We start from the raw sequence: 25,948 nt of genomic DNA, 5'->3' as shown, positions 1-25,948 counted from the left end.
CGTTACGAGTAAGCTAACTCCTTCAGAAATAGAGGAATGTTTTAATCCCCAGCACCATTTTCAACATTTGGACGAGGTTTATCAACGGTTGGGAATCTAGGCCACTGATTGTAAGCATATGCGCTATGCGCACGCTACTTGAGGTGCCGTCAGCTGTCAGCCGTCAGCTTAAAATAAACCTCGTTTCCCGTAGGGTGACCCAAAGGTCAAGGCCAAGGCTGATAGCTAAATGCTTACTACTTATTTTAGCAGTTCTTAATTGGGTATTTAGAACTGCTAAAATAAGTAGTAAGTATACCTAAATCATTGTAAGTATTCAGCTATCAGCTATCAGCTAAAGGCTGACCGCTGACGGCTATCAGCTAAAGGCTGACCGCTGACGGCTATCAGCTAAAGGCTGACCGCTGTTCGCGTAGCGTGCGCGTAGCGCATATGCTTACAAATCATTTCCCAAGATGAGGTTGTCATGACCCAGAGCTTAGAGCGCACAGGTCTAACTATTTCGTTACCGGATCATACTCAACTACCAGAATCCAATGGCGAATTTGTGAAGAACTTCCATGAGCATCCCCAAAGCATTATTTTAACTGATTCTATTGAACCGGTTCTCCAGAAAATTCATCCCGACGGACAATACGCTATTGGTCAAGACTCTGGTATCTATTGGCGGATCACAGAACCTTTAGAAAGAGGAGCAGAAGCTCCGGATTGGTTTTATGTACCGGGAGTACCTCCTCTGTTAGATGGTAAAATTCGTCGTTCCTATGTACTTTGGCAAGAACACCTAGCACCTCTGATTGCTCTGGAATTTGCTAGTGGCAATGGAGACGAGGAAAGGGATTCTACTCCTTTATCTGCTACTGGGGAAGAAAAAACTAAACCAGGTAAATTCTGGGTTTATGAACAAATTATTCGCATTCCCTACTACGGAATCTATATATTTGATACTGGGGAGTTAGAAGTCTATCATCTAGTTAATGGTAAATATCACCAGATGAAGACTAATCAAAGGGGACATTATCCTATTGAACAGTTAGGGGTAGAATTAGGTGTATGGGAAGGCTCATATCAGAATCTTAATCAGAATCACTTGTGGCTAAGGTGGTGGGATAGCGAAGGTAATCTACTGCTGATGGGCAGTGAACGAGCTGAGCAAGAAAAACAACGAGCTGAGCAAGAAAAACAACGGGCTGAGCAAGCTGAACGTTCACAACGAGAGGCTATTCCTAAGCTATTGGCAATGGGACTAACTGTGGAGCAAGTGAGTTCAGCGTTAGGTTTATCTATTGAGGAAGTAGAGAATGAAGAATGAAGAATTTAGAATTTAGAATTTAGAATTTAGAATTTAGAATTTAGAATTTAGAATTTGGAATTTAGAATTTGGAATTTAGAATTTAGTTGGGACAGTCCGTCCCGTAAGGCACCACCGGGTCAAACAGCAAATATGAGATGCACCCGATTGCTGTAGCAATAGTAGAGTGGGTAAAGCTTTTCCTTACCCACTCTATCAGCTCTCCATGGCACGGCTTTTGAGTGCGACACCTAACGGGATTTTACTTATCCGTTAACTGGTTTAACCAATTGGTCAAATCCACTTCAGTTTCAAAATCTAACAACGCTTCTCCTAAATCCTCCAACTGCTCAAAGGATAACTGCTCAATTTGATTTTGTAATTGGGGATTTATCTTACCTAAGCGACGGTTAATTTGACGGATAATCAAATTAAGCTCATTTCTTGATGCAGTCGCTCATGGGGGAAACCCCCAAGACCGCGCTGCATCGCTGCGCTTTCCTTGTTCTAATCCCTGTTCTAATCCTTGTTCTAATCCTTGTTTTAATCCTTGTTTTAATCCTTGTTCTAATCCTTGTTCTAATCCTTGGCGAATAATTCGTTGATAAACTACTGACTCCTGCATCATATCCTCCCGAAAATAAGCTTGAATTAAATGAAGAATTTAGAATTTAGAATTTAGAATTTAGAATTTAAAATTTATAGAACCGAAGTATAGTTTAGAACAGATAATTTTGGTTGAAAGGGAGCAGGGAGTAGAGAGCAGGGAGCAGAAATATCTCTTAAGCTTTACTGCGACTGCTATACCTTCTATCTTCTAAATTCTATCTTGTTAATTCTAAATTCTATCTTGTTAATTCTAAATTCTACCTTGTTCATTCTAAATTCTTAATTCTACATTCTAAATTCTTCATTAGTCATTCACTTAGGAAAAGCAAGACCAAGCCAGTATATAGTATTTCTAGCTAATTAATGAATAATATTGCTGATTTAGGATAACATCAAAAACTATTCGGATATCGTTTATTCTGTTCCCTGTTACTTTTTTATATCGCGCAAACTTTCTAGATTCTTACGGATGCTTACAGTGTTAGGATGATTTGACCCTAACTTCTGTTCTGCAATCTCCAAAGCCTGGACAAATAGGGCTTCGGCCTGATCATAGCGCCCCTGATTACAGTAGAGTAATGCCAGGCCGTTGAGACTTTTGGCCACCGAGGGATGGTGGTGATCCAGCAGCTGCTTTTTCATCTCCAAAGCCTGTTGATAGAGGGGTTCCGCCTGGTCATAGCGCTCCATTGACTGGTAGAGAAATGCCAGGTTGTTGAGACTGGTGGCCACCGAGGGATGGTGGTGACCCAGCAGCTGCTTTTTGATCTCCAATGCCTCTACATGGAGGGGTTCGGCCTGTTCATAGCGCCCCATTAACTCGTAGAGTCCAGCCAGGTTGTTGAGACTGGTGGCCACCGAGGGATGGTGGTGACCCAGCAGCTGCTTATACATCTCCAAAGCCTGTTGATAGAGGGGTTCCGCCTGGTCATAGTGCCCCATTGACTCGTAGAGTCCAGCCAGGCCGTTGAGACTTTGGGCTATATCGGGATGGTGGTGACCCAGCAGCTGCTTTCTGATCTCCAAAGCCTGTTGATAGAGGGGTTCGGCCTGGTCATAGCGCCCCATTAACTCGTAGAGTCCAGCCAGGTTGTTGAGACTGGTGGCCATATGGGGATGGTGGTGACCCAGCAGCTGCTTTCTGATCTCCAAAGCCTGTTGATAGAGGGGTTCGGCCTGGTCATAGCGCCCCATTGACTTGTAGAGTGCAGCCAAGTTATGGAGACTGGTAGCCACATGGGGATGGTGGTGACCCAGCAGCTGCTTTTTCATCTCCAAAGCCTGTTGATAGAGGGGTTCGGCCTGGTCATAGCGCCCCATTGACTTGTAGAGTGCAGCCAGGTTATGGAGACTGGTGGCCACATCGGGATGGTGGTGACCCAGCAGCTGCTTTTTCATCTCCAAAGCCTGTTGATAGAGGGGTTCGGCCTGGTCATAGCGCGCCATTGACTTGTAGAGTAATCCCAGGTTGTTGAGACTGTCGGCTACATCGACATGCTCCTCACCCAGCAGCTGCTTTCTGATCTTCAAAGCCTGTTGATAGAGGGGTTCGGCCTGGTCATAGCGCCCCATTGAGTAGTAGAGTCCAGCCAGGTTGTTGAGACTGGTGGCCACATCGGGATGGTCTTGACCCAAGCGGGTTCTGGTTATCTCTAAACATTGCTTACACAACGCTTCAGCCTGGTCATAGGTACCTTGACCTTCATAGAATCTTCTTAAGCCAACAAAAGGCCATATTAAATCTTCATCCCTGAGCCAATCAGTTAGGACTGTGGCAGTTTCAACTAAATGAGGGATGGCGGGGTTAACTGCTGCAATGATTTCCTGAGTTGGTGTCTGGGGAATCAATTGAGCTACAGCCACCATTACCTGACAAAAGCTTTGCTTGTAGCCATCGGCCTCTGGTAATTGAGCCAGCTTGGTCTGGAAAAATTCTCGAATTAGTTGATGGAGTCGATAGGTTTGCTGTTCGGTCAGTTGCAATAGATTACGATTGACTAGGAAACTATCCCGTAATTCTTCCAAGTCTTCTTGTTCTTCTTCCCATTCCTCCTCATCTTCAGTTTCGATAACACAAGACTCTACTAGTGACCAATCAAAAGGAGCAGGAGCAAACAAACTCAAACGACATCCCAACTGTTGGGCTTCTGGAGACTCTTCCAAATCTTCCCAGGATAACTCAAAGGCTGCTGCAACTCCCAACTGGGCTGTGATCTCCCCTTGTTCTGTTTGATAAAGTAATGCCTTTGCTGCTAATTTCTTTTTCTCTAAACGTTTCTGAACTTTAGGGATAGTTAAATTTGGATGTATATCTAAATATCGTCCGACTAACTCCAAAGCTAAGGGCAAATAACCCAACCATTCACATAACGCTTGTGCTTCTTTTCGTTCCTGATCAATGCGCTCTTTTCCAACAAGGGATTCCAATAATTCCAATGCTGCTTCTGGGGATAGTACATCCAAGTCAATTCGTCGGTAAGAAGCCCCTGGACGCTGACGGCTGGTGACCAGTACTTTGAAGCGGGATTGGGCTGGAGGTAAGTAGGGCTGAATTCTCTGTTTGTAGTCGTTGCTGAAAGAAGGCACATCATCCAGCACGATCAATGCTGTTCCTTCTGGCCAATGCCCCCAGCAGTATTCTACCTGTTGGTTGAACTCTAGTTGATCTGGAATGGTTAATCCTAATTTAGTACGGGCAAAATTGACAACTTGAGTCCCGAGATCCAACCCTCGCACTGGGAACCAGCACAAACCACCAGGGTAGTTGTGCTGATTGTTCAGAGCATATTGTAGAGCTAATTCGGTTTTGCCCACACCGCCCATTCCGGCAATGGCACAAATCACTAATTGATTGGTCTGTTCAAATTCCCGATGGAGCTGCTCAAGTTGAGGGTCCCTACCGACAAAGTGGGGAGTGCCTCGATTGATAATGTTACTGGGGGGATTTAATTTTGTCCGTTTTTTTTTACTTCTATTCCATTGATGTTATACAGCCACCCAGGAGTTTTGAGGCATTCTTTGATAAATTTCTTGACACTAAGATAGAGCTCACTGTCTGGAGACTTGGGTTTGGATATCGAAATGTGGTCATCTGGCATGGCAACCGGCTTCACTCCTGCAATGCCTGGGTTGGCACTATCCTCGTCTACAACCAAAATCCCTTTCAAAGGCTGGGTTTCGTAATAGACCTTTGTGTCAATTCCTAAACGAGGAGCATTTTGTGTATACCACTCATTTAATTCCCTTAACTGAGGGGCATGAGCTTTGAGTTCCTCCACACTTACTGTAGTTCGTGCAACAATGAGAATTTTATCAATTACATCAGCTAGATCAGACCCAGTGTGGGGAGTAGCCAGAAATATAACCCCTTTGGTCTGCTCAATAATGCCTTGATGTTTAACAAAATTATTAGCACTGTTAAGCATCTTTTTGACTAAAAGCCCGCCCAGACTGTGAGTAATAAATACTAATGGACGTTTACCCAGATCCCGACTATCTAAGCAATCTAATAAATTACTGGCTTGATCGAAAAGAGGCATACTGCTGTTGCTTTTCCAGTTTGTCGCTTTAGCGTTATACCCAAAAGACCAGATGTTAAGACCTGGCTGATCGTTTTCTAACCAAACTGGCCAGAAGTCATCATCATCCCGTTTTTCCTTAGGATGCCACGTGCTTCTAGCATCCCCTCCCAGCCCGTGAACAAACACGATATCCGCACTGGGCAATGAGTCCTGGTGGCTTGAGATTTTCATCAAGCCCGTCAATTTACTCAAGGATTAGCCTCCAGTTAACTATATAGCATTAACCAGTAGATGCATGAAACCCAATCTCGATTTAGTCTAACAAAAAAATCTAGGGAGTAGGGAGTAGGGAGTAGGGAATAGGGAGCAGGGAACAGGGAACAAAAGTTATAACAATTCATTTTATATACCTATCACAATTTCTATTATATATTTTATTTTTTTTCTTATTTTTGCCGATGATATCAGTAAATTAACTCCCCAAAAAAACGCGATTGACCTGCATGTCACGCTAAGCGAAGGCATTCCCGATTCCCGATTCCCGATTCCCGATTCCCGATTCCCGATTCCCGATTCCCGATTCCCGATTATGATTGGGTATTGGTGGGCATTGCCCATTTCATTAATCGCCGTTCAATCATGATATTTATCGGCAATGCCCACCCTACGATTCTTTTGCTGTTTGACCTGGTGGTGCGTTACGGGGCGGACTATACCAAGGCTGGCGCTTGAGCAAACAATTAGGGCAAGTCCGCCCCTAACGCACCCTACGCAACTGTTCCCGATTCCCAATTCCCAATTCTAAATTCTAAATTCTAAATTCTAAATTCTATTTCTTTTCCGTACATTTTCTTTCAATACCCCTTCAGAAAAAAAATTCTAAAATTCCTTGACAATTTTAACTATAATCGTTATGATTATATTTGTAAACTTCAAACACGAGTTTAATTATGACTGAAGACTTTGTACCAAACGAAAACAACAATCCTGAAGAGACTACTCCCGGTAATACTCCTCAGGAACCTTCTCCAAAAAAATACCCAGTTAAGCACATTTTGAAAGGGTCACGTAAGGCAATACTCAATACCATGTATGCCCTTTATGCACTGCGTTACGCGGAAATCTCGGAGTGGAGCCCCCTTCAGCCCACTGGCATCCCAGGGGAATTCATTACGATAATGACGAAGTACTTAATTATCGGTTAAACTAACTTATGGGGGGTTTTACCCCCTTGGCAAAAAAATCGGGTCTGAAGTCAGTAGTCAGCGGTCAGCGGTCAGCGGTCAGCAGTCAGCGGTCAGCAGTCAGCGGTCAGCAGACATAACTCAGATTAAACAAATAGTTACCTGTTTTATTCAAAAGCTGTTGGCGTAGCGCATAAGCTGATAACTGATAGCTGATAACTGAAAGCTGATAACTGATAGCTGTTCCCGTAGCGTGCGCGTAGCGCATATGCTTACGGTCTAATCATATCGGATTATGTTGTCTGGTTTGGTTTACAAAGTTGAGTCATAAAGATAAATTCTAGCCGTGGAAAGTATTTCTGCGGCTATTTTTTTGGGGGTTGAAAGTTGTTCGGTTGAAGGTTGTTCGGTTGAAGGTTGTTCGGTTGAAGGTTGAAGGTTGTTCGGTTGAAGGTTGAAGGTTGTTCGGTTGAAAGTTGCGTAGGGTGCGTGATAAGACGGGCTCACCCTCATTTTCTGCCTCGTCCTCAGCATTGCTACAGCCGGTCGGTGTAACGCACCACCGGGTCAAACAAGAATCAAACCGGTTAGTATGATTAGTGAAAATGTTGAATGAGTTCCCATAGGGTCGGTGAAGCCGAATCCCATTTAGTATCAGTTAACAACAATTGTTCGATTGTAATTAATTCTTGGTGGGCAGTGCATACCTACGCAAAATCCAAGCCAGATCAATCGGTCTGTTGCACTGCCCACCCTACATCTACTCTTGCCTATTGCTAGCATGCCTATTGCCTATTCAAAAGGGTGACAAACATCATTAACCTCCGAGTTAGTGTTCAAATAATCTTGTATCCAATTGCAACCATAGATTAGTAACTGATCTAAATCGAGGACTTGATCTAAATCCCATATAATAACAGTGTTGTCTCCACTAGCGGAGGCGAGCATCTCACCATTTGGGCTGAAAACTACGGCTAAGACGCCATCGCTATGTCCTTTCAGGGTAGTTAAAAGGGTTCCATCCTGCTTCCAGAGTTTGACGGTTTTGTCATAACTAGCGCTAGCAATTCTGTTACCGTCAGGGCTAAACACTACTGCTAATACCCCTGCTTGATGACCGTTGAGGGTAGTAATCAAGGTACCATCGCGCTTCCAGAGTTTAATGGTTTTGTCCCAACTCGCTGACGCAATGGTTTCACCGTCGGGACTGATGGCAACGCTGTAAACCCGGTCATGGTGTCCTTTCAGGGTAGTAATCAAGGTTCCGTCTGGCTTCCAAAGCTTGACAGTTTTATCCCAACTGGCGGAAGCAATTAGAGTCCCGTCTTTCTTGATGCAGTCGCTCATGGGGGAAACCCCCAAGACCGCGCTGCATCGCTTGCTGAAGGCTACTCCATCAATGCGATCGCTATGGCCCTTGAGGGTATTAATTAAGGTACCGTCCTGTTTCCAGAGCTTAATGGTGTTATCGGCACTAGCAGAGGCAATCATCTCACCGTCGGAGCTGAAGACTACTGCTAAAACGGCGCTGGTATGATTTGTTAAAGTTTTTAGCAAGCTACCGTTTCTGTGCCAGAGCTTGATGGTGTTATCGGCACTAGCGGAGGCAATCATCTCACCATCTGGGCTAATCGCTATTCCGGAAACTCTAGCACTATGGCCAGTTAGGGTTCTTTGTAGGCTACCGTCTTTATTCCACAGTTTGACTGTGTGATCCCAACTCGCCGATGCAATGGTTTTTCCGTCTGGGCTAATGGCCACTGCCCAAACTAAATCACTATGCCCCCTGAGCCTGGTGAGGATGATGCCATCGGGTTTCCAGAGTCTGACCGTTCCATCCCAACTCGCGGATGCAATAGTTTTGCCGTCTGGGCTAATGGCCACACCGTACACTAAATCTTGATGTCCTCTGAGGGTAGTGAGTAATGTGCCTTCCCAACTCCACTGGTTAACGGTTCCGTCCCAACTCGCGGACGCAATGGTTTTACCATCTGGGCTGATCGCAAGGTTGTAAACGCGATCGCTATGGCCCTGAAGGGTGTTTAGTAAAGTGCCATCAGTACCCCAAAGTCTAACGGTTTTATCCCCTGACGCTGACGCAATGGTTTGACCATCTGGGCTGATGGCAACGTTGTAAACGCGGTCATTATGCCCCTGAAACGTCCTTAGTAATTTCCCATTATAGCCCCAAAGTTTAACGGTTTTGTCCCCTGACGCTGACGCAATGGTTTTACCATCTGGGCTAATGGCCACTCCATAAACAATAGCGCTATGGTCTTTAAGAGTAGTAATCAAGGTACCGTCAGCTTTCCAGAGCTTAACGGTTTTGTCTCCAGACCCTGAAGCAATCATCTGGCTGTCGGGGCTAATGGCAACACCATAAACGCCAGCTTGATGGCCGTTGAGGGTTTTATCGGGTCGGGGTTGAAACCTTCCCTGACTATCGCGTTTCCAGAGTTTGACGGTTTTGTCGTCACTAGCGGAAGCAATCAGATTGCCGTCTAGGCTAATGGCAATGTCGTAAACCCCAGCTTGATGACCGTTTAGGGTAGATATTAGTTTACCATCCAGTGTCCAGAGTTTGATGGTTTTATCATAACTAGCAGTAGCGATTAGATTAACAGCCTGGTTAATGGCAACTGCCCAAACCTGATTACTATGCTTTACTAAGCGGTTATATTCAACAGTGCCATAAACTGCCTGTCTTAACACCGATTCTACTTGAGTTTCCGTAGCCTGGTCTGCGTTACCAAAGCTTTTCAAGCGTTGCTTGGCTCTGATCGCTTCTACTAGGGCGTCCAATTGTTGATTGGAGGCAAAGAGGGCTGCTGAGGATTTTGCGATCGCATTCATTTCGCTAATAGCTGAGCGTCTATATCCCAGGTAAGTGGTCACCCCTAACCCCGTGGAAACCATCAATGCTGTGCCAACTGCCATTAGCAAGAACTTGAGTCGTCTGGCACTTTTTTTCTGTTCTGCTAATCTTGCTTCTGCTTCCTTAGCCCGTTCTGCTTCTAAATACCGTTGCTGTTCAACCCAGCTTAATTCTTGACAAGCAGCTAAGAATTCATCATCTACTACACTCAAGCGTTTGCCCACTTTCCAGTTTAAGGCTTCTGCTAAAGCTTGTCCTCGCAACAGCCGAGAATTATCTTCACGGTTGGAGGCTAACCAAGCGTTTAGGGCTTGATTATAAGGTCGCAGATTCCCTAATTTTTGCTCAACCCAATCCTGATTAAAAATAGACTGGTAGATGGGATTATAAACCCTTAATACTGGGGAAGTTTTGTTATCCTGACCAGGCTCCTTGACAACTAACCCACTTAGCCGTAATTCTATTTGTTCAGGAGTATCATCTGCAGCAATTTCTCCCTGTTGTAAGATTTCCTGATAAAGGGCTAATAACCGACTAGAGCCTTGTTCATTTCTGAGAATGCGTTCCCGTAGGGTTCGTAAATGCTCCGGTTGATCATTGGCTTCCCAGTTTTCAATAATTTCCTTACGCACAAGCTGCTCTAACCAAAATCCTTCCGTACCAGGGGGAATCGTCAGAGAGCCACTAATTGCCTTTTGATTCGATATCTGCACCAGATAGCACAGCTTTTGAGTCAGAAATGGTTGTCCTCCTGTCCAAGCCAATATCTCTTTGAGAATAGTTTGATGATTCTCTACTAATCCTACTAATCCTGATGCTAATGGTTGAGCTTCTTCTAGGGTAAAACCATGCAAATCAATAGCGTTACCAATATTAAAGGGAGTTCGTTTTCTCTGGGAAATTAAATCCGAAGGGGTGGCGACTCCAAATAAAGCAAAGGTGAGGCGATTGTAGTCTGGATTTTCTGCTCGCTGGTTATAGCAGGATCGAATCAGAGCAAAAAAATCATCGGTCGGGAAATTGAGGCTAATCACGCTATCGATTTCATCGATAAAAATAAAAATCTTTTCGCTTTTGAGGTTAACTAACAAAATCTCTTCGATCACCTGACTCAATCGCTGGATTTCCGATAAATCATCGTGCTCACGCCACCAAGTTTTTAAATTAACCTTCCGGTAAAGTTTGAAATTCCTTAATAACTCAACTACTAATCCCTTATACCACTGCTGGGGAGTAATAGTTTCGCTACCAATGCGCGTCATATCAATAGAAGCGCAGCTAAAACCAGCCTGTTGCAGTCGATGCTTGATCCGTAAGCGCAAGCTAGACTTACCCATCTGTCGGGAGTTGAACACATAACAAAACTCACCCCTAATTAAGGCATTATAAAGTTCAGCATCAGCTCGACGCTCTACATAACTAGGGGCATTTAATTTTAAACTACCACCGACTTGATATTCGTAGGTGTCCATGTGTAGCAGTTTTGAATTGGGTGAGCTATTTTTATTCTGGGTTTTAGGGAGTAGGGAGCTAAGCTATCAGCTATCAGCTTTCAGCTATCAGCTTTCAGCTATCAGCTTTCAGCTATCAGCTTTCAGCTATCAGCTTTCAGCTATTAGCTATTAGCTATCAGCTTTCAGCTATTAGCTATCAGCTTATGGGTTAGGTCACAGCGTCGAAGCCTGTGCCACCCTACTGTTCGCGCAGCTTGCGCGTAGCGCAATCGGTGCTTTTGAATAAAATAAGCTGACCGCTGACCGCTGACTGCTGACTGCTGACTGCTGACTGCTGAATGCTTACAAAATCTTGAACTATTAAATTCTCCCGTCAAGGTTTATCTTAAGCACCTCAAGTAGCGTGAGCTTTTAGCTGACGGCTGACAGCTGACGGCACCTCAAGTAGCACCTCAAGTAGCGCATATGCTTACTGGGAATCAAAATTTGGGATACGTAACAATAAAGTTATCCTCCGCTTGAGCATTGTAATTCAGTCCAGATTCAAAACAGGTTACCGGAAATCCCATGGGAATACGGAATCCCTGACATATTGAGTAGTGGGGTTTTTGTCGTTGTTGGTTCATTGTTTCCTTAGGGAGTAGGGAGTAGGGAATCGGAACCCACCCCTAACCCCTCCCAGGAGGGGAACGGGAATCGGGAATCGGGAGCGGTGCGACCCGTGGCGAATTTAATTCGCCTACGGAAAGCGCACCGAGGGAGTCGGGGGAAGAAAATTGACTGTACCTCATCTAGCAATTATCAGACTCATTCGGAGTTTTTTTAGGGTTATGTTATATCAGCAATACTTTTGATTATATACACAACATACTATAGCATTAAATTTAAATTATAGGTCATAAATTTGCAGTTTTATTGTTAATATAAATAACCATAATGAATGAATTAGTATACTTCTCAATATTGTTGAGATATAATCGAAAATTGGATGGCTGATAAAACGCTGATGAATTACTAATTATTGGGTAAATAATTTATAATTACTCCTGAGGCGATACTCCTGAAGTGATATTACTGACGCGATACTCCAAATTCTTAACTTATGGATAACGTTGGTTATATAGAACTAAGGTAAATCCGTTTAATCACATTATTTATAGTAATATTGTTTGTTGTCCTTTGTGTTTTATACAAAATTAATTAAAAATTCACTATATAGCGTTTATCATACTTATGAGGTACAATTTTTTCCCGATTCCCGATTCCCGATTCCCGATTCCCGATTCCCGATTCCCAATTCCCGATTCCCGATTCCCGATTCCCTGAAATGATTATTCAAACCCTACCTAAAAACGTAGTTCATCTAATTGCTGCTGGGGAAGTCATTGATTCAATAGCGGCAGTGGTGCGAGAACTGATCGAAAATTCCCTTGATGCTGGGGCAACTCGGATTACTGTTTCCCTGTGGACTGAGCAATGGCGGGTACGAGTGGCAGATAATGGCACAGGGATGGAGGTGAAGAATTTGCAAAAAGCGGCTTTTGCCCACAGTACTAGCAAAATCTGTAGTAGTGATGATCTGTGGAAGATTACTAGTTTGGGATTTCGTGGGGAAGCGTTGCATAGTTTGGCGGCTGTGGCAGAGTTAGAAATTTTGAGCCGATGTCCAGGAAATAGTCAGGGGTGGCGAGTTATCTATAATTCCCAAGGTCAACTGCGTCAGATTGAATCTGCTGCGATCGCACCCGGTACGATTGTGATAGTGTCTAATTTATTTGGTAAATTGCCCGTGCGTCGCCAGGGTTTACCGCCGATGGCACAACAGTTGCGTGCTGTCCAAACCATTATTCATCAACATGCTCTGTGTCATCCTAGGGTTAGCTGGCAAGTGGAGCAAAATGGACGTCCATGGTTTAATCTTTGTCCTGGTCATACTGCCCAACAGATTCTGCCTCAAATTATCAAGCAGTTAAAGGAAAGTGATTTGCAGCCGTTAACGGTAGAAGTGCCCATACCGGATTCGGCAACAGAACAACAACAGGATAAAAGCACCAAGGGAAATCTCGGAAATGGTTTGATGGAGCTAGTGTTAGGATTACCGGATCGATGCCATCGCAGACGTCCAGACTGGGTAAAGGTAGCGACTAATGGACGAATTGTGCGATCGCATGAATTGGAACAAACCATGATCACAGGATTAGCTCGAACCTTGCCTCGCGATCGCTATCCCATTTGTTTCCTGCACCTGCGGATTTGTCCGAGTCAAATCGACTGGAATCGTCATCCAGCAAAGACCGAAATTTACTTACACTCCGTATCTTACTGGCAAGAGCAAGTTGCTGAAGCTATCGAGCACGCTTTGCGAATCACCCCAGCCAATCTCCCAGAAAGCATTCACTCCAACAGGGTAAAACAGTTACTCAAAACATCAGAAGCTAGAGGAGGTTACACCACTAGTCGTTCAATTGAACTGATACCAGACACTCAAGAAATTACTGACAAAACTGATAGCAAAATTGATAGCAAAATTGATAACAAAACTGATGATATTGGGCTAATCCAACTGCGAGCCATGGCTCAGCTTCATAATATGTATATTGTAGCCGAGCATCCTACTGGTATTTGGTTAATTGAACAGCACATTGCCCATGAACGGGTGTTGTATGAAGAATTATGCGATCGCTGGCAGTTAGTCCCCTTAGAACCTCCCATCATTCTCCAGCACTTATCCCCTAGCCAGGTGGAACAACTACAGCGCATTGGTTTAGAAGTGGACCCCTTTGGAGAAGAGCTGTGGGCAGTACGGAATGCACCAGAACTGTTGCGTCAGCGAGACGATTGTGCCAAAGCCCTTTTAGAGCTGAGTTTAGGAGGAGACTTACAAACCGCTCAAGTAGCAACTGCCTGCCGCAGTGCAATTCGCAATGGTATCCCCCTGAGCTTGTCACAAATGCAGCAGTTATTAGATCAGTGGAAAAAGACTAGAAACCCTCGCACTTGTCCCCACGGGCGTCCCATTTATTTATCCTTAAAAGAGTCTGCTCTTTCCCGTTTTTTCCGCCGTCATTGGGTAATTGGAAAAAGTCATGGGATTTAAGGAAGGGTTGGCAGGTTGAAGGTTAGCAGATTGGCAGGTTGAAGGTTAGCAGGTTGAAGGTTAGCAGGTTGAAGGTTGGCTGTAGCAGCTCGCAAACAAAAACGCCTCGGCTCACAAACAAGGCAGTTTTAAGCTCACAATAACTGCAAATATAAACGGCTTTCGGCTCACATTCAGTGCAAATATACTGTAATCTCAGGACATAGGCTCTGGGAGTCTATGCTTCACTCAAGAGTAGTACCGATACTACAGATCTAGAAACAAAACTTTAAGTTGTATAACCTTCTGAACTTGAGAAATATGTATAGGGTTTATAAATGAGATGTAAACCTAACGGGTCTTTTTTTTTCAACAATAAAACTCGAGATCTGTTTCCCCTCTTGCCTATTGCCTATTGCCTATTGCCTCTTGGCCTTTGGGAGTATGTTCACAACTCAAATATAAACCCTATATAAATATAATGACTGCTAGACGAAGTCTACAAGCTAGATTTAAGATAAGATTGGTGATCTGTTTAACTTAGGCGATCATCAATACCATCAATCTCATTACTTCCCTGTGGAATGTTGGGAATAGCTCCCAATAGATTTAATGAATTACGCTGAGATTCTGTCAAGCCTTTAGCCTCTGTTATGTTCATATTTTTACAAGGCAGATCATCTCCTAGTATGTGGCAATGATAATTCTGGTGATTCCAGACTCTTATTGTTCCGTCTTGACTACAACTGACTACACAATTGTCCTCCGAAGTAAATTTGACAGAACGTATAGTATTTGTATGTTTTTCCAGAGTATTGATGCATTCACCTGTATTGAAATACCAAATTTTTATGGTCTTGTCCTCGCTACCACTAGCTAATATTTGACCATTAGCACTGAAGGTAACAGAACGAATTCTACGAGTATGTAATTCTTCAAACTCGCAAATTTTTTCTGCACTTTCAATCTTCCAAACTTTGATAGTTTTAGCACTTCCCGCACTCGCTATAAACTTACTGTCTGGACTAAATGAAATAGAAAACACTTCATCATTTTTATCTTCCAGTGTCTCAATATGTTCTCCTGTATCAGATTTCCAAAGTCTAATACTCCCATCCTCACTGCCACTGGCTAAAAATTGACCATCTGGGCTGAAAGCAACTGAGCGAATTCTATTGCTATGTCCTTGTAAAGGAGAGACATGTTTTTGCCCTGTACTTAGTTTCCAAATTTGAATGACTCTATCTTCTCCAGCACTTGCAAGCAAACGACCATTGGGACTGAATGTGACGGTCAAAACTATACTGGAGTGTCCCTTCAAGACTTTTATACATTTACCAGTGCTAGTTTCCCATATTCGTACTGTTTGATCATCACTGGCGCTAGCAATTTTTTCTAAGTTTGGACTCAATGAGACTGACCATATTCTACCAGTATGTCCTCTCAGAATCATTTTTTCTTCTGTATGTTTATTCCAGATTTTAACTGTTTTATCCTCGTGTCCACTAACAATTTTTTCTCCATCAGGACTACAGTCAACTGACATGACCCACTGAGGGTAACCTTGAATTTTTCGAATACAGTTTCCTGTATTAGTTTCCCAAATCCTCAAAATTCTATCATCGCAACCAACAGCTAGTGTTTGATTGATAGGATGAAATCCTATATCCCATATTCTACTTGTATGTTCACCTAATGTGAAAAGACAAGGTTGATATTCTGGATTGGCATTTTTAGTACTAATCTCCCAAATTTTTACTGTGCGATCCTCACTACTGCTAGCAATTGTATATCCACCTGGGCTAAAAACAACAGATGTAACCCAATGTTTATGACCCTCGAACGAGTTGAGGCATTTTCCACTACTCGTATCCCAAATTTTTACTGTTTTATCAATACTACCACTAACAAGCTTTCTACTGTTAGGGCTAAAGGCAACAGATGTAACCCATCCTTTGTGACCTAATAAAATATTTTTACATTCCTTGGTCTCAACGTCCCAAATCCTTATTGTTCGATCATCGCTACCACTAGCAATTATTGTATTATCTGGACTAAATGAAACAGACCATATTCTATCAGTATGCTTTTCTAATGTTGTAATAATTTCTCTAGTTTCTACATCCCAAAGATGTATAACAGAATTGGCACTACCACTAGCTAAAATTTGCCCATCGGGACTAAATGCAACAGATAGAACCCAAGAATTAGTATTAAAAGTTGTTAGATGTCTGCCAGTAGAGATCTCCCAAAGTTTAATAGTACCATTGTTACTGCCGCTTGCTAGGATTTGCCCGTTAGGGCTAAAGGCTATAGACATAATCCAATTGAAATCACCTTCCTGGATCGTTGACAGCCATTGCGCGTCAGAGACATTCCATAAATTGATTTTCCCATCAGCATCACCAGTAGCTAATAGATTACCATCAGGACTAAAAGTCACTGATAAAATACTGCCCAAAATATTTGTGAAAGAGCATTTCCTAAAATATGAATTAGAGAAATTAGTATTTTTAAGATTGACACCTTGCAAATCTGCTTGTATAATAGACAAATTTGATAAATCTAATCCGCTTAAGTCCTCTTTTAAATAGCGAAAAAAGTTCAAGATGTTGCTTGAGGTATATCCGACCTCTTTAACTGCTTGATTTTCTAATTCTTTGAGAATATGACTGTCAGTTTCTTCCCCAACCCATAAGGAGGTTAGCTTTCGAACATTTTGTTGAATATCTATTATTATTTGCTTCAATCTTTCTTCAATAGCTTCGTTGTTTCCTAAAATACTTAGTAACTGATTAATTATCGGTCGAATGATTAACCTACGTTGTGTGTCTCTGATATAATCTTTAGACTGTGCTTTGACTAGAGCATGGGTTCTTAATAACTCTATGTTCCCAGTTATTATTTCATTACAGACTTCACTGATAATGCTTTCAATTATATATTCTTGCATAACAGGATGAAGCCCTATTAGGTCATCCGAAGTGTCAATGAGTATTCGCTTAGCTAATAAATCTAATGTATCTGGTATAGATAAGTCTGAATTATATAGGTCATTTTTTAACGTTTCTATAGTAATAGGTTCGCGATTAATAGCAAGCCAGTAAACAATTACTTTTCCCTGGAGAGTTATTCGCTCGATTTGCCTTTGTATAAAAGTCTTAATATTGTTATTATTAAAAGGGTAAACTCCTTGCCTTAATTTTTCTATGAATGATTTTACATTTCCATCAAAATACTCTCTGATGCCAGCTGAAACGATTTTGAGTACAAGAGGATGTCCTCCATAGTAGTTTACAATTTCATTGATTTCTGAGGTTGATATTTCAAAATTTTCTTCATCAATGATGTTTTTTGCGTCTGCGTTGTTTAATCCTTGTAATCTTAAACTTTTAACTTTTTTATTCTGTGTATTATAAATCTCTTGTGGTTCACTCTGAGTAGTTATTATTACGCAGCTATTATGACTTGATTTTGCTATTTTTTCAAGGAAATCACCATACAATTTATAGCCATCTAGGTATTGGCTGTCTGCTGGATTTTTTTTATCAAAAATACCTTCAAAGTTATCAATTATTATTAGACAACGCCATTCTCTTAAACAACTAACCACAAGAGATATTTTAAGATTGATTTCACCTGGTAATTCCTTTAGTTTATTGCAACTTAATCGATTAAGTAAACTGTCAATAAATTTAATAAATGGAGGAGAGTTTTTAAGGGATTTTTCAATCACAAATTTAAAATTATGCTGGATTTCTTTAGCAAACTCAAAAACTAGAGCAGTTTTCCCAATTCCACCTACACCCAATACTGATAAAAGTCTACAACGCTGCTTAATAATTTTGTCTTTAAGCTCATCTAATTCACGTTTTCGACCATAAAATTGGGATATATTTTGTTCATCTTCCCAGTCAACAACGGTACTTACATTAACAATGCTTTCCCACGGGAGACTAAGAACCCAACAAAAGTTCTTAAATGTTCTGTCACGGACGGGAAGACCACTTATAAATCGTTTCCATGTTGAAGGTTTATGTCCTGGAGGATATGGGCCTCCTGATCCCCAAGATCCTTTTGGATCTAAATGAGTGCCAATGAGGACCAGTGGTGTGTCATCCTCTTGGGTCCACTTTCGCTTTTTCAGAGCCTGTTTAATTAGTTCGATGCCTTTTTTAGATGCCTGGAGGGATGCCATACACAGTTTTGGTTAATTTGTCAAGTCAACTTTTAGTTAGAGTACTACATTAAAAAGTTGGCTTGCGCATTGTTTATCTTTTTTTAAAGATGGGAGTAGATTCCAGGGTAAACGCATCTTGTCAATAAACCAGGTATAGTTCTCAATAAACCCGGTCTTATTGTGCTTATTGACAATGATTTTTATACATATAGTGTTTTTTAATTAAACAAACACTATATATAGGATTTAAAAAATTAAATGCCTTTACCCTGAACTAGATTCTTGTTCATAGAGGGGACAATTATGGCAAAAATCCATTTGGTTGGAACTGAGTTTTTGGATATCCCAGCTCAACTAGCTTTGGATGGAGCAATTGAGCAATCGTTAGATATTTTGGCTGCCTTTGGAGTGGATGAGCAGTTTGAGCAGAAGATAACAGAGGTTTTTGGTGATCGCTTTGATGCTGAAAAGCTAGAAAAGCTGCGCCAGAGCTTTGCATTTAGAGATTGGAGCTGGTTGCCAACCTTTGAGATTCGCTCTGCTGATGAACTAAATGGAGCAAATGCTGCATTTGCGGCAAGTAACAACAGAGTGTACCTTTCACAGGATTTTATCAGTTGACTTAGATCAGGTTTTGCACAGTTTTTTTCAAAACCACCGATATATTGATGTATTCAACGGAAGGCTAATTTAAGCCCGCCGCAAAAATGGCTGATCAGTATTTTACCAATCCGACAATGGATAGGAGGATTTGTGCTGGATATTTTTGAACCTTTCTCCAACTCGGAAAATACTTTGCTGAGTTTAGACCAGAACTTAGAAAGCTCTAACAGTTCTCTGAATTTCAGTCCTTCTGAACAATTACTTTCCCTTAACAGTTCAGACCTGGATTCAGATCAACTCTTGATTTCTGACCATTCTGACTTAACAAATGACCTAAATTTGAACTTGGAAACAACCGCTACGGAACCTCAAGCTAATCAAGACGGCAGCGATTTACTGACGGGTACAAGTAACTCAGAGACATTAGTAGGAAATCTTGATGATTTGGATACTTCTGAATTTGATTCAGGAGTTTTCACAGTCGGAGCAGATGGCGATATTGCAGTTGATTTCTTATTTGATGGGGGCAAATACAAAGGAGAATTAGCCATCTTCAGTTTAGAAGATATGGCTGAATTTGAACCCGGTTCAGAAGCATTTATTCGAGAAGCTGCTCGTCGCGCTCTGATTGGTTCAGAGTTAGGTCATGTGGTAATTTATGATCTAAAAGAAGGGGCACGATTTAGTGGTATTTTAGGAGAACATGAAAAAGAAAATTGGAATCGTGGAGAACATCAGGATGTCAAGACATTTGCCATGAATCCTGGGGATGAATTTGGCATCTTGTTTGTTCCCAAAGGCAAGGTTCAGCAAGTTTTTGAGGATCCGAGTCTTGACGGTTCTAAACGTCCATTGTTCTCGATGACGGCTGCTGACTCAGAGGATGTTTATGGTCTGGGAACAATGGTAGATATTACAGGTCATGGACATACTTTTGGATTCGATGACCAGTGGGGTAAACCGGATAGTGATTATAACGACTTGATTTTTAAAGTTATAGGGGCAACAGGAGAGGCAACATTACTCAGTGAGATAGTGACTCCAGAAAGTAATTGGCAAAATACAGACTTAGGTGAAGCGTTAGTTGATTACTTCCAGTTGAGTGATCCAGATACGTCTGGCTCTAAAGTAGGTTTTGATCTCGTTGAGCTTCAATTGGAATATATCGCTCATCAACAAACAAATGAATCAAGTTCAGAATTTGAGCCAGATAACTTCTTGTTACAAGTTAATGAAGGAAAGGTCGTTATCGATGCTGTTGCATTTGACGATGCAGATACGCTGCTAAATGACCTCACAGCGTTAGGCTTACAACAAGGTGTGGCATTTAAATCAGTTGTGTCAGGGCTACTACCAATTGAATTAATCAATGAAGTATCTGCTTTGAACAGCCTAGCCTTTGCAAAGCCAGCATATCAGCCATTAACTAACATAGGAGCTGCTGATGCAGGAGCTCCTATTAGCCAGATTGACCAAGCTATCAATTCTAATGATGCACGCCAAAACTTCAATGTAAATGGAGCTGGAGTGACTGTAGGAGTTATCTCAGATAGTTACAACGTATTGGGAGGAGAAGTTAATGACATACGGAGTGGAGATCTTCCAGGAGTTAACAATCCTAATGGATTCACGGCAGTTGTAAATATCTTGGAAGAAGGCTCTTCTAGGGATACAGATGAAGGTCGTGCTATGTCACAACTCATACATGATGTAGCTCCTGGTGCTGGTTTAGCATTCCATACAGGTTTCAATGGCACAGCTAATTTTGCTAACGGAATTAAAGAATTAATGGATGATGCTGGTGCTAACATAATTGTCGATGATCTTAGTATCTACGCTGAGCCAATGTTCCAAGATGGAATTATTGCACAAGCTGTTGATGAAGTCGTGACTCAAGGCGTTGCATACTTCTCAAGTGCTGGTAACCAAGCTAATAACTCCTATGAAAGCTCATTCGTCTCTAGTGGTCAACGTATTCAAGGTTCTGTGGCTCATGATTTTAATCCAGGACCAGGTGTAGACACTTTACAACAAATTACGATTCCGGGGAATGCCAACTTGGTTGTTTCTTTGCAGTGGGATTCTCCATTTCTTTCTGCTAGTCCTGAAAGTGGGGGTGCAACTAGCGATCTTGATATTTATTTACTTGACAACACTGGTAATCGAGTTTTAGCAAGAAGTACAGATCGAAATATTGGTCGAGATGCAGTAGAGGTTCTTAGATTTACCAACAGAAATACAGATGCTAATGGGAATCCAATACCAGCCCAATTCAACCTTGCAATCACGAACCCTCGCGGAGATGCTCCTAGAAATCTGAAATATATTCTTTTCAACCCAGGTTCAGGAGCAACAGTAATTAATGAATTTTCTACTAATTCACCGACAGTATATGGACATCATGCAGCAGTTGGTGCAATGGCTGTTGGGTCAGGGTTCTATAGAAATCCAACTACTTTAGCACCAAGCTCCTCAATTGGGCCTACCACTATTTTGTTTGACCAATCAGGTAATCGGCTAGTAACTCCGGAAATCCGTCAAAAGCCTGAAATTGTGGCTCCTCATGGAACCAATACAACATTCTTCCCTGCATTTGTAGATAATGACGGAGATGGCGTAGACGATAATGACTTTGAACCAGATAATTTCCCAAATTTTTTTGGTACCTCTGCTGCTGCTCCCCATGCTGCTGGTGTAGCTGCTCTGATGCTGCAAGCATTTCCAGGCACTCCTCCTGACATACTTTATCGTGCAATACAAGAAAGTGCTCTGGATATGGAGAATCCCTATACTCCTGACTTAGATCCAGGAATTGATAATGCAACAGGCTCTGGTTTAATTCAAGCAGATCAAGCAATTCAAAGACTTGAGCAGATCCAAGCTCGACCTGAAATCAATCTTCAAATCCCTAGCATTACTGTTACACCTCCAAATACTCGAGGAGATCGTGAGTTTAAAGGAAATGGCCCTCGAATCCGAATTCAATCCCAAGCCGTAGAGCGAGGTACTACGCTACAAGCTACAGGCAATGTCATTTTTGAAGAAACAAAATCAGACTTCACAACTTTTGATGGTTTTTTCTCAAGTAGTATTGATATCAGCAGTATGTATCCTGGCTTTGTCATCGACTCGATTATTAGAGGCGGTGGACTAGATACTTTAGAGACAACAGATGTCGATTTGCACGACAGACAAGTAATATACCAAGACGGAGACGATTTGGTGGCAAGGTATGAAATTCAAGGAGACACTCGGCAAAAACTAAGAAGAGGTAGTGATGAACCCTTTGTTTCTATCTCTTTCAATCCGGTAAGACTAAGATTGCGCTCATCGACAACAGGAGAGCTAGTAGAAGATACCTTCTTTTTGAGAGATATCACTTCATTTGAACCTCCAAGAGTTCGGGGAGATGATGAGTTCGACGGTAACGGTCCACGTATTGAAATTGAGACGGAAATTAGTGCAAATGGCACTATCTTAAGTCCTTATGTAATTGCAACTTTTGAAGAGACGATAAAAGATTTTACAACGTTTGCAGGCGTGCTTGAAAGTTTTGGAGTTGATGTTAGTCAACGTTATCCAGGCTTTGTGATTGATGAAATTATCAGCGATAGCCGAGATGTCTTAGAAACTATAGATGTTGATTTGCTTGAACCTCAAACTATTTCTCTAGATAATGATGAGCTAGTGCGAGAATATACAATTCAAGGAGATAGTAAGGGGGATGATCAACCCTCCGTGACTCTTTCCTTCAATCCTGTAAGAGTAAAACTAAGACCAGCCTGAATTCTGCCGACAGGTTAAATATTCAATCCAAAAACATCTTCTACATTTTATTTTAATGTGGAAGGTGTTTTCATAAAAATAATTCCAACAATAAAATATCAAAATGTTTAACCAACATTCAACAGCACCTCATCTCTACCTAATTGTTCCCAACATCTTTAACTTCAAAGGCGGAATTCAAGTCTACTCCACCTTTTTCCTCCAAGCCTTACAAACTCTTTATCCAGAAGCCCAATACGATATTTTCCTCAAATACGATACCTCTTCTCAGCCTAACTCTCAATTGCTACCACAAAGTCGATTTCATTGCTTTGGTAAATTTTCCCGCTTTCTACAAAATATTCTCCTTACTCTGAAAATTATTTTAATGGGAATTTGGCAACGACCAACTCTTATCATTACCACTCACATCAACTACAGCATTCCTTGCTACTGGCTTAAACAACTGACAGGGATTCCCTACTGGGTTGTGGCTCATGGTGACGAAGTTTGGAACCTCAAACATCCCCTCCGCCAGAAAGCATTACGTCATGCAAACCAAATAATTGCGGTTAGTCACTATACACGGGATCGCCTTCTCCATGAACAAAAGCTCAATCCTTCTCATCTTTCTATTTTACCCAATACCTTCGATGGAAAGCAATTTAACATTGCACCAAAACCGTTTCATCTGTTGAAAAACTATAAACTTTCTCCCCACCAGCCTATTATTTTAACGGTTTCTCGCTTAGGAAAAACTGCTGCTCCTCACAAAGGCTACTTCCAAATTATTCAAGCTTTACCTCAAATTCGCCGTCAGATTCCGGAGGTTCATTATATTATTGTTGGTAAGGGAGATGCCAAACCTGAGATTGAAGCATTAGTTCAGCAACTTGGCTTAGAAGACTGCGTTACTTTAGCTGGATTTGTACCGGATGATAAGTTATGTGACTACTATAATCTCTGCGACGTTTTCGCTTTACCCAGTTCTATTGAAGGCTTTGGAATTGTCTATTTAGAAGCCCTTGCTTGTGGTAAACCTGTGTTAGCTGGAAACCAGGATGGGGCTGTTGATCCGCTGGAAAATGGCAACCTTGGATGCTTAGTTGATCCACAAAATGTGAATGCGATCGCCTGGAGTCTCATTCAGATTCTGCAAGGTTCCTATCCCAACAAAATGATCTACCAGCCCGAACAGTTACGACACAGAATAATTGAGACCTTTGAATTATCTCAGTTTCAAAAGACTTTGGCAGATTTAATTGAAAACAAGCTCTCCTACAGAAGTCAGCATAACTATTCATCTTTTAAAAACCTGAATTATCTACAATTTATATCAAAAATTATGGAACATTAATGTCAGAGTAAGCGCAAGAAAGAGAACGCTATTTTGTGCTAGCAGCCGATAGTTATCAATAAACCCTGCCTTGTCTTGATGCAGCCCCTCCCCATGAGCGACTGCATCAAGACAAGGTCAAAAACTGTAATCCTGGTTTACAATTCCTACACGAAACGCTATAATTCAAAAGAACTTTTACCTGGTAATTGCAAATTGCTATAGCAATCCGTGTAGGAATTGTGATAATTTTTCTTCCCGACTCCCGACTCCCGACTCCCGACTCCCTACTCCCTACTCCCTGTACCCTTTGCTAAATGCAAATCCAAGACTACTTCAACTTCCTAGCCTCTGATGATATCCGCATCAAAGGTAGCCGCATTGGCATCGAAAGTGTCCTCTACGAATACATCTATCGTGCCAAAACCCCCGAAGAAATTGCCGAACAATTTGAGACCATTACCCTAGAAGAAGTCTACGCCAGCATCCTCTACTATCTACACAACAAAGAGGAGGTCAGGGCTTACTTGGCTGACTGGCTAGAGTTTTGCCGTCAACAACGAGAAGAGCAAAAACGTAATCCTTCCCCTGCACGCCAAAGGTTTCGCCAATTAAAAGCAGAAGCAGATGCTCAGCAAGAGTCTACTAAATCAGTTAAGGCTGTAACCTAAAACGCATTTGAAATAGGTTTTAGGTAAGCATTCAGCTATCAGCTATCAGCTATCAGCTATCAGCTATCAGCTATCAGCTATCAGCGATTAGCTATCAGCGATTAGCGCTACGCCCACGCTAGGCGAACAGTTTTCAGCTAAAGGCTAAAGGCTGACGGCTGACCGCTGACGGCTGACCGCTGACTACTGACCGCTGACCGCTGACCGCTGACCGCTTACCCCGACTCCCGACTCCCGACTCCCGACTCCCCAAAACCATTAAGAACTCCCATAAAATGGCATAATTGCCTGATGCCCAAATAAATAATAGGGTAATCCAAGATAATGTGAAGGTAATCGACATCTGTTACCTTCAGGCCATGACCGAAGGACCAAACCGCGATCAGACTAGTCGTCTGGTCTTATTCATTACCCTCTGGCTCAGCTTGTTTGTTTTATCAGTCAAGGTGTCAGCAGCTTGGGCTACCCAATCGCTCAGTCTGATGGGGGAATCTCTGTTCACCCTATTAATTTGCTTTAATACCCTTGTCAATTTGCTGATGATCACTACCTATGACAATTCGCCAGATCTGTCAGTCTATGGTCATGGTAAACGGGAAACGGTGATTACCTTTGTGCTAATTGCCTTTTTCGGCTTTGCTGGGGGAAATTTGTGCTTACTGTCCTCTCAGCAGTTACTAACCCTGATTCAGGGAGGAACCTTAACTATTGGTGTCCGGCTCAGTTTACCCTTAGTACAGCTGTTGGGAGCAGTATTAGCCATGAGCCTTGGTTGGTCTTGCCTGATGGTTTACCAAGCTAGAGTGGTCAGGAGTCCTACCCTACGGTTTCAGGCGGCTCAAATGCTTCAGGATGTGGGCTTAACTATACTAGTACTCGGTGGGCTTTGGGGCGTTTCCCAAGGTTTCCTATGGCTGGATCCACTGTTGAGTAGTGTGCTGGTGCTCTTTGCCGGGGCAAATTGTTGGCAAGTTATCAACTGGCAATTGCCCCTGCTAGTCAAACAAAATCCCATTGATCCAGAAGCGATCGCTCACATAGCCCATCAAGTTGGAGGTGTCACTCGCTGTGATCAAATTCAGTGCCGGGGTGTTGTAGGACGCTTCATGTATGTTGAAATGCATTTGGTAGTGCATCCAGAGTTTTCAGGAGTCATTTCCCTGATTGCTGAACGGATTCAGGGAGGAATTCAAGAACGCTACGGACCCGTACAAGCTATTTTCCACATCGATGATGATTTAACAGCATCCTTACGATGGAATGGCTCGAACCGTAACCAACAAATGAACGGTAAAGATGAAGGAGATGGGGAGTAGGGAATAGGGAGTCGGGAGTCGGGAGTCGGGAGTAGGGAGTAGGGAGTCGGGAGTCGGGAGTCGGGAG

General features: G+C 42.3%; 21 protein-coding genes. 9 read left to right on the top strand and 12 right to left on the bottom strand.

The window, feature by feature from the left end; translation table 11 throughout:
- The first annotated feature begins 466 nt into the window (after nucleotides 1-466).
- A complete protein-coding gene (locus F6K20_RS02965; RefSeq protein WP_287293663.1) occupies nucleotides 467-1,312 on the top strand; it encodes a Uma2 family endonuclease in 846 nt (281 codons plus the stop codon).
- A 241-nt stretch (nucleotides 1,313-1,553) separates the two neighbouring features.
- On the opposite strand, the gene F6K20_RS02960 is transcribed toward F6K20_RS02965, so the two are convergent.
- The 6 genes from F6K20_RS02960 to F6K20_RS02935 all read right to left on the bottom strand — a co-directional run bounded on the left by F6K20_RS02960 (nucleotide 1,554) and on the right by F6K20_RS02935 (nucleotide 6,039).
- On the bottom strand, nucleotides 1,554-1,721 hold the full coding sequence (locus F6K20_RS02960) for a DUF4351 domain-containing protein (RefSeq protein WP_008180046.1): 168 nt from the start codon (nucleotides 1,719-1,721) through the stop codon (nucleotides 1,554-1,556).
- 27 nt (nucleotides 1,722-1,748) lie between these two features.
- The gene (locus F6K20_RS02955; protein WP_287265838.1) at nucleotides 1,749-1,919 is read right to left on the bottom strand and encodes a hypothetical protein; all 171 of its coding nucleotides are present in this window, start codon (nucleotides 1,917-1,919) and stop codon (nucleotides 1,749-1,751) included.
- Between the two features lie 410 nt (nucleotides 1,920-2,329).
- The gene (locus F6K20_RS02950) at nucleotides 2,330-4,744 is read right to left on the bottom strand and encodes a tetratricopeptide repeat protein (protein ID WP_287293661.1); all 2,415 of its coding nucleotides are present in this window, start codon (nucleotides 4,742-4,744) and stop codon (nucleotides 2,330-2,332) included.
- Nucleotides 4,745-4,845: 101 nt separating this feature from the next.
- Nucleotides 4,846-5,673, bottom strand: a complete 828-nt coding sequence (locus F6K20_RS02945; RefSeq protein WP_287293659.1) for an esterase/lipase family protein — start codon at nucleotides 5,671-5,673, stop codon at nucleotides 4,846-4,848.
- Nucleotides 5,674-5,687: 14 nt separating this feature from the next.
- On the bottom strand, nucleotides 5,688-5,822 hold the full coding sequence (locus F6K20_RS02940) for a hypothetical protein (RefSeq protein ID WP_287293657.1): 135 nt from the start codon (nucleotides 5,820-5,822) through the stop codon (nucleotides 5,688-5,690).
- 1 nt (nucleotide 5,823) lies between these two features.
- A complete protein-coding gene (locus F6K20_RS02935; protein ID WP_287293655.1) occupies nucleotides 5,824-6,039 on the bottom strand; it encodes a hypothetical protein in 216 nt (71 codons plus the stop codon).
- Between the two features lie 332 nt (nucleotides 6,040-6,371).
- On the opposite strand from F6K20_RS02935, the gene F6K20_RS02930 reads away from it, so the two are divergent.
- Complete coding sequence (locus F6K20_RS02930) at nucleotides 6,372-6,626, top strand: hypothetical protein (RefSeq protein ID WP_008184674.1); 255 nt, start codon at nucleotides 6,372-6,374, stop codon at nucleotides 6,624-6,626.
- A 106-nt stretch (nucleotides 6,627-6,732) separates the two neighbouring features.
- On the opposite strand, the gene F6K20_RS02925 is transcribed toward F6K20_RS02930, so the two are convergent.
- The 3 genes from F6K20_RS02925 to F6K20_RS02915 form a co-directional block, all read right to left on the bottom strand.
- The gene (locus tag F6K20_RS02925; protein WP_287250290.1) at nucleotides 6,733-6,873 is read right to left on the bottom strand and encodes a hypothetical protein; all 141 of its coding nucleotides are present in this window, start codon (nucleotides 6,871-6,873) and stop codon (nucleotides 6,733-6,735) included.
- Nucleotides 6,874-6,917: 44 nt separating this feature from the next.
- Entirely contained in the window at nucleotides 6,918-7,112 is a 195-nt protein-coding gene (locus F6K20_RS02920) for a hypothetical protein (RefSeq protein ID WP_287250291.1), read from the bottom strand.
- Between the two features lie 285 nt (nucleotides 7,113-7,397).
- Entirely contained in the window at nucleotides 7,398-10,952 is a 3,555-nt protein-coding gene (locus F6K20_RS02915) for an AAA-like domain-containing protein (RefSeq protein ID WP_287293653.1), read from the bottom strand.
- Here F6K20_RS02915 and F6K20_RS02910 point away from each other — a divergent pair.
- Entirely contained in the window at nucleotides 10,951-11,106 is a 156-nt protein-coding gene (locus F6K20_RS02910) for a hypothetical protein (RefSeq protein WP_287293650.1), read from the top strand. The two genes, F6K20_RS02915 and F6K20_RS02910, sit on opposite strands and share 2 nt — an antisense overlap.
- A gap of 461 nt (nucleotides 11,107-11,567) precedes the next feature.
- On the opposite strand, the gene F6K20_RS02905 is transcribed toward F6K20_RS02910, so the two are convergent.
- A complete protein-coding gene (locus F6K20_RS02905; RefSeq protein ID WP_154659798.1) occupies nucleotides 11,568-11,732 on the bottom strand; it encodes a hypothetical protein in 165 nt (54 codons plus the stop codon).
- 529 nt (nucleotides 11,733-12,261) lie between these two features.
- Between F6K20_RS02905 and mutL the strand changes: the two genes are divergently transcribed.
- A complete protein-coding gene (mutL, locus tag F6K20_RS02900) occupies nucleotides 12,262-14,031 on the top strand; it encodes a DNA mismatch repair endonuclease MutL (RefSeq protein WP_287293647.1) in 1,770 nt (589 codons plus the stop codon).
- Nucleotides 14,032-14,545: 514 nt separating this feature from the next.
- Here the strand turns inward: mutL and F6K20_RS02895 are convergent.
- Entirely contained in the window at nucleotides 14,546-18,208 is a 3,663-nt protein-coding gene (locus F6K20_RS02895) for a WD40 domain-containing protein (protein WP_287293645.1), read from the bottom strand.
- 285 nt (nucleotides 18,209-18,493) lie between these two features.
- Between F6K20_RS02895 and F6K20_RS02890 the strand changes: the two genes are divergently transcribed.
- The 4 genes from F6K20_RS02890 to F6K20_RS02875 all read left to right on the top strand — a co-directional run bounded on the left by F6K20_RS02890 (nucleotide 18,494) and on the right by F6K20_RS02875 (nucleotide 24,565).
- Entirely contained in the window at nucleotides 18,494-18,811 is a 318-nt protein-coding gene (locus F6K20_RS02890) for a hypothetical protein (RefSeq protein ID WP_287255510.1), read from the top strand.
- A gap of 132 nt (nucleotides 18,812-18,943) precedes the next feature.
- On the top strand, nucleotides 18,944-22,579 hold the full coding sequence (locus F6K20_RS02885) for a DUF4114 domain-containing protein (protein WP_287293644.1): 3,636 nt from the start codon (nucleotides 18,944-18,946) through the stop codon (nucleotides 22,577-22,579).
- Between the two features lie 103 nt (nucleotides 22,580-22,682).
- On the top strand, nucleotides 22,683-23,915 hold the full coding sequence (locus F6K20_RS02880; RefSeq protein ID WP_287257267.1) for a glycosyltransferase: 1,233 nt from the start codon (nucleotides 22,683-22,685) through the stop codon (nucleotides 23,913-23,915).
- A 296-nt stretch (nucleotides 23,916-24,211) separates the two neighbouring features.
- Nucleotides 24,212-24,565 (top strand): DUF433 domain-containing protein, encoded by a 354-nt coding sequence (locus tag F6K20_RS02875; protein WP_287293641.1) that lies wholly within the window; start codon nucleotides 24,212-24,214, stop codon nucleotides 24,563-24,565.
- A gap of 133 nt (nucleotides 24,566-24,698) precedes the next feature.
- Here the strand turns inward: F6K20_RS02875 and F6K20_RS02870 are convergent, their stop codons facing one another.
- A complete protein-coding gene (locus F6K20_RS02870) occupies nucleotides 24,699-24,908 on the bottom strand; it encodes a hypothetical protein (RefSeq protein WP_287293638.1) in 210 nt (69 codons plus the stop codon).
- Between the two features lie 16 nt (nucleotides 24,909-24,924).
- Here F6K20_RS02870 and F6K20_RS02865 point away from each other — a divergent pair, with 16 nt between their 5' ends.
- On the top strand, nucleotides 24,925-25,881 hold the full coding sequence (locus F6K20_RS02865; RefSeq protein ID WP_287293635.1) for a cation diffusion facilitator family transporter: 957 nt from the start codon (nucleotides 24,925-24,927) through the stop codon (nucleotides 25,879-25,881).
- Nucleotides 25,882-25,948 lie beyond the last annotated feature (67 nt).

The organism is Moorena sp. SIO2C4 (assembly GCF_010672485.1).
Taxonomy (GTDB): Bacteria; Cyanobacteriota; Cyanobacteriia; order Cyanobacteriales; family Coleofasciculaceae; genus Moorena; species Moorena producens.
This window is presented reverse-complemented; position numbering and strand designations above follow the sequence as displayed.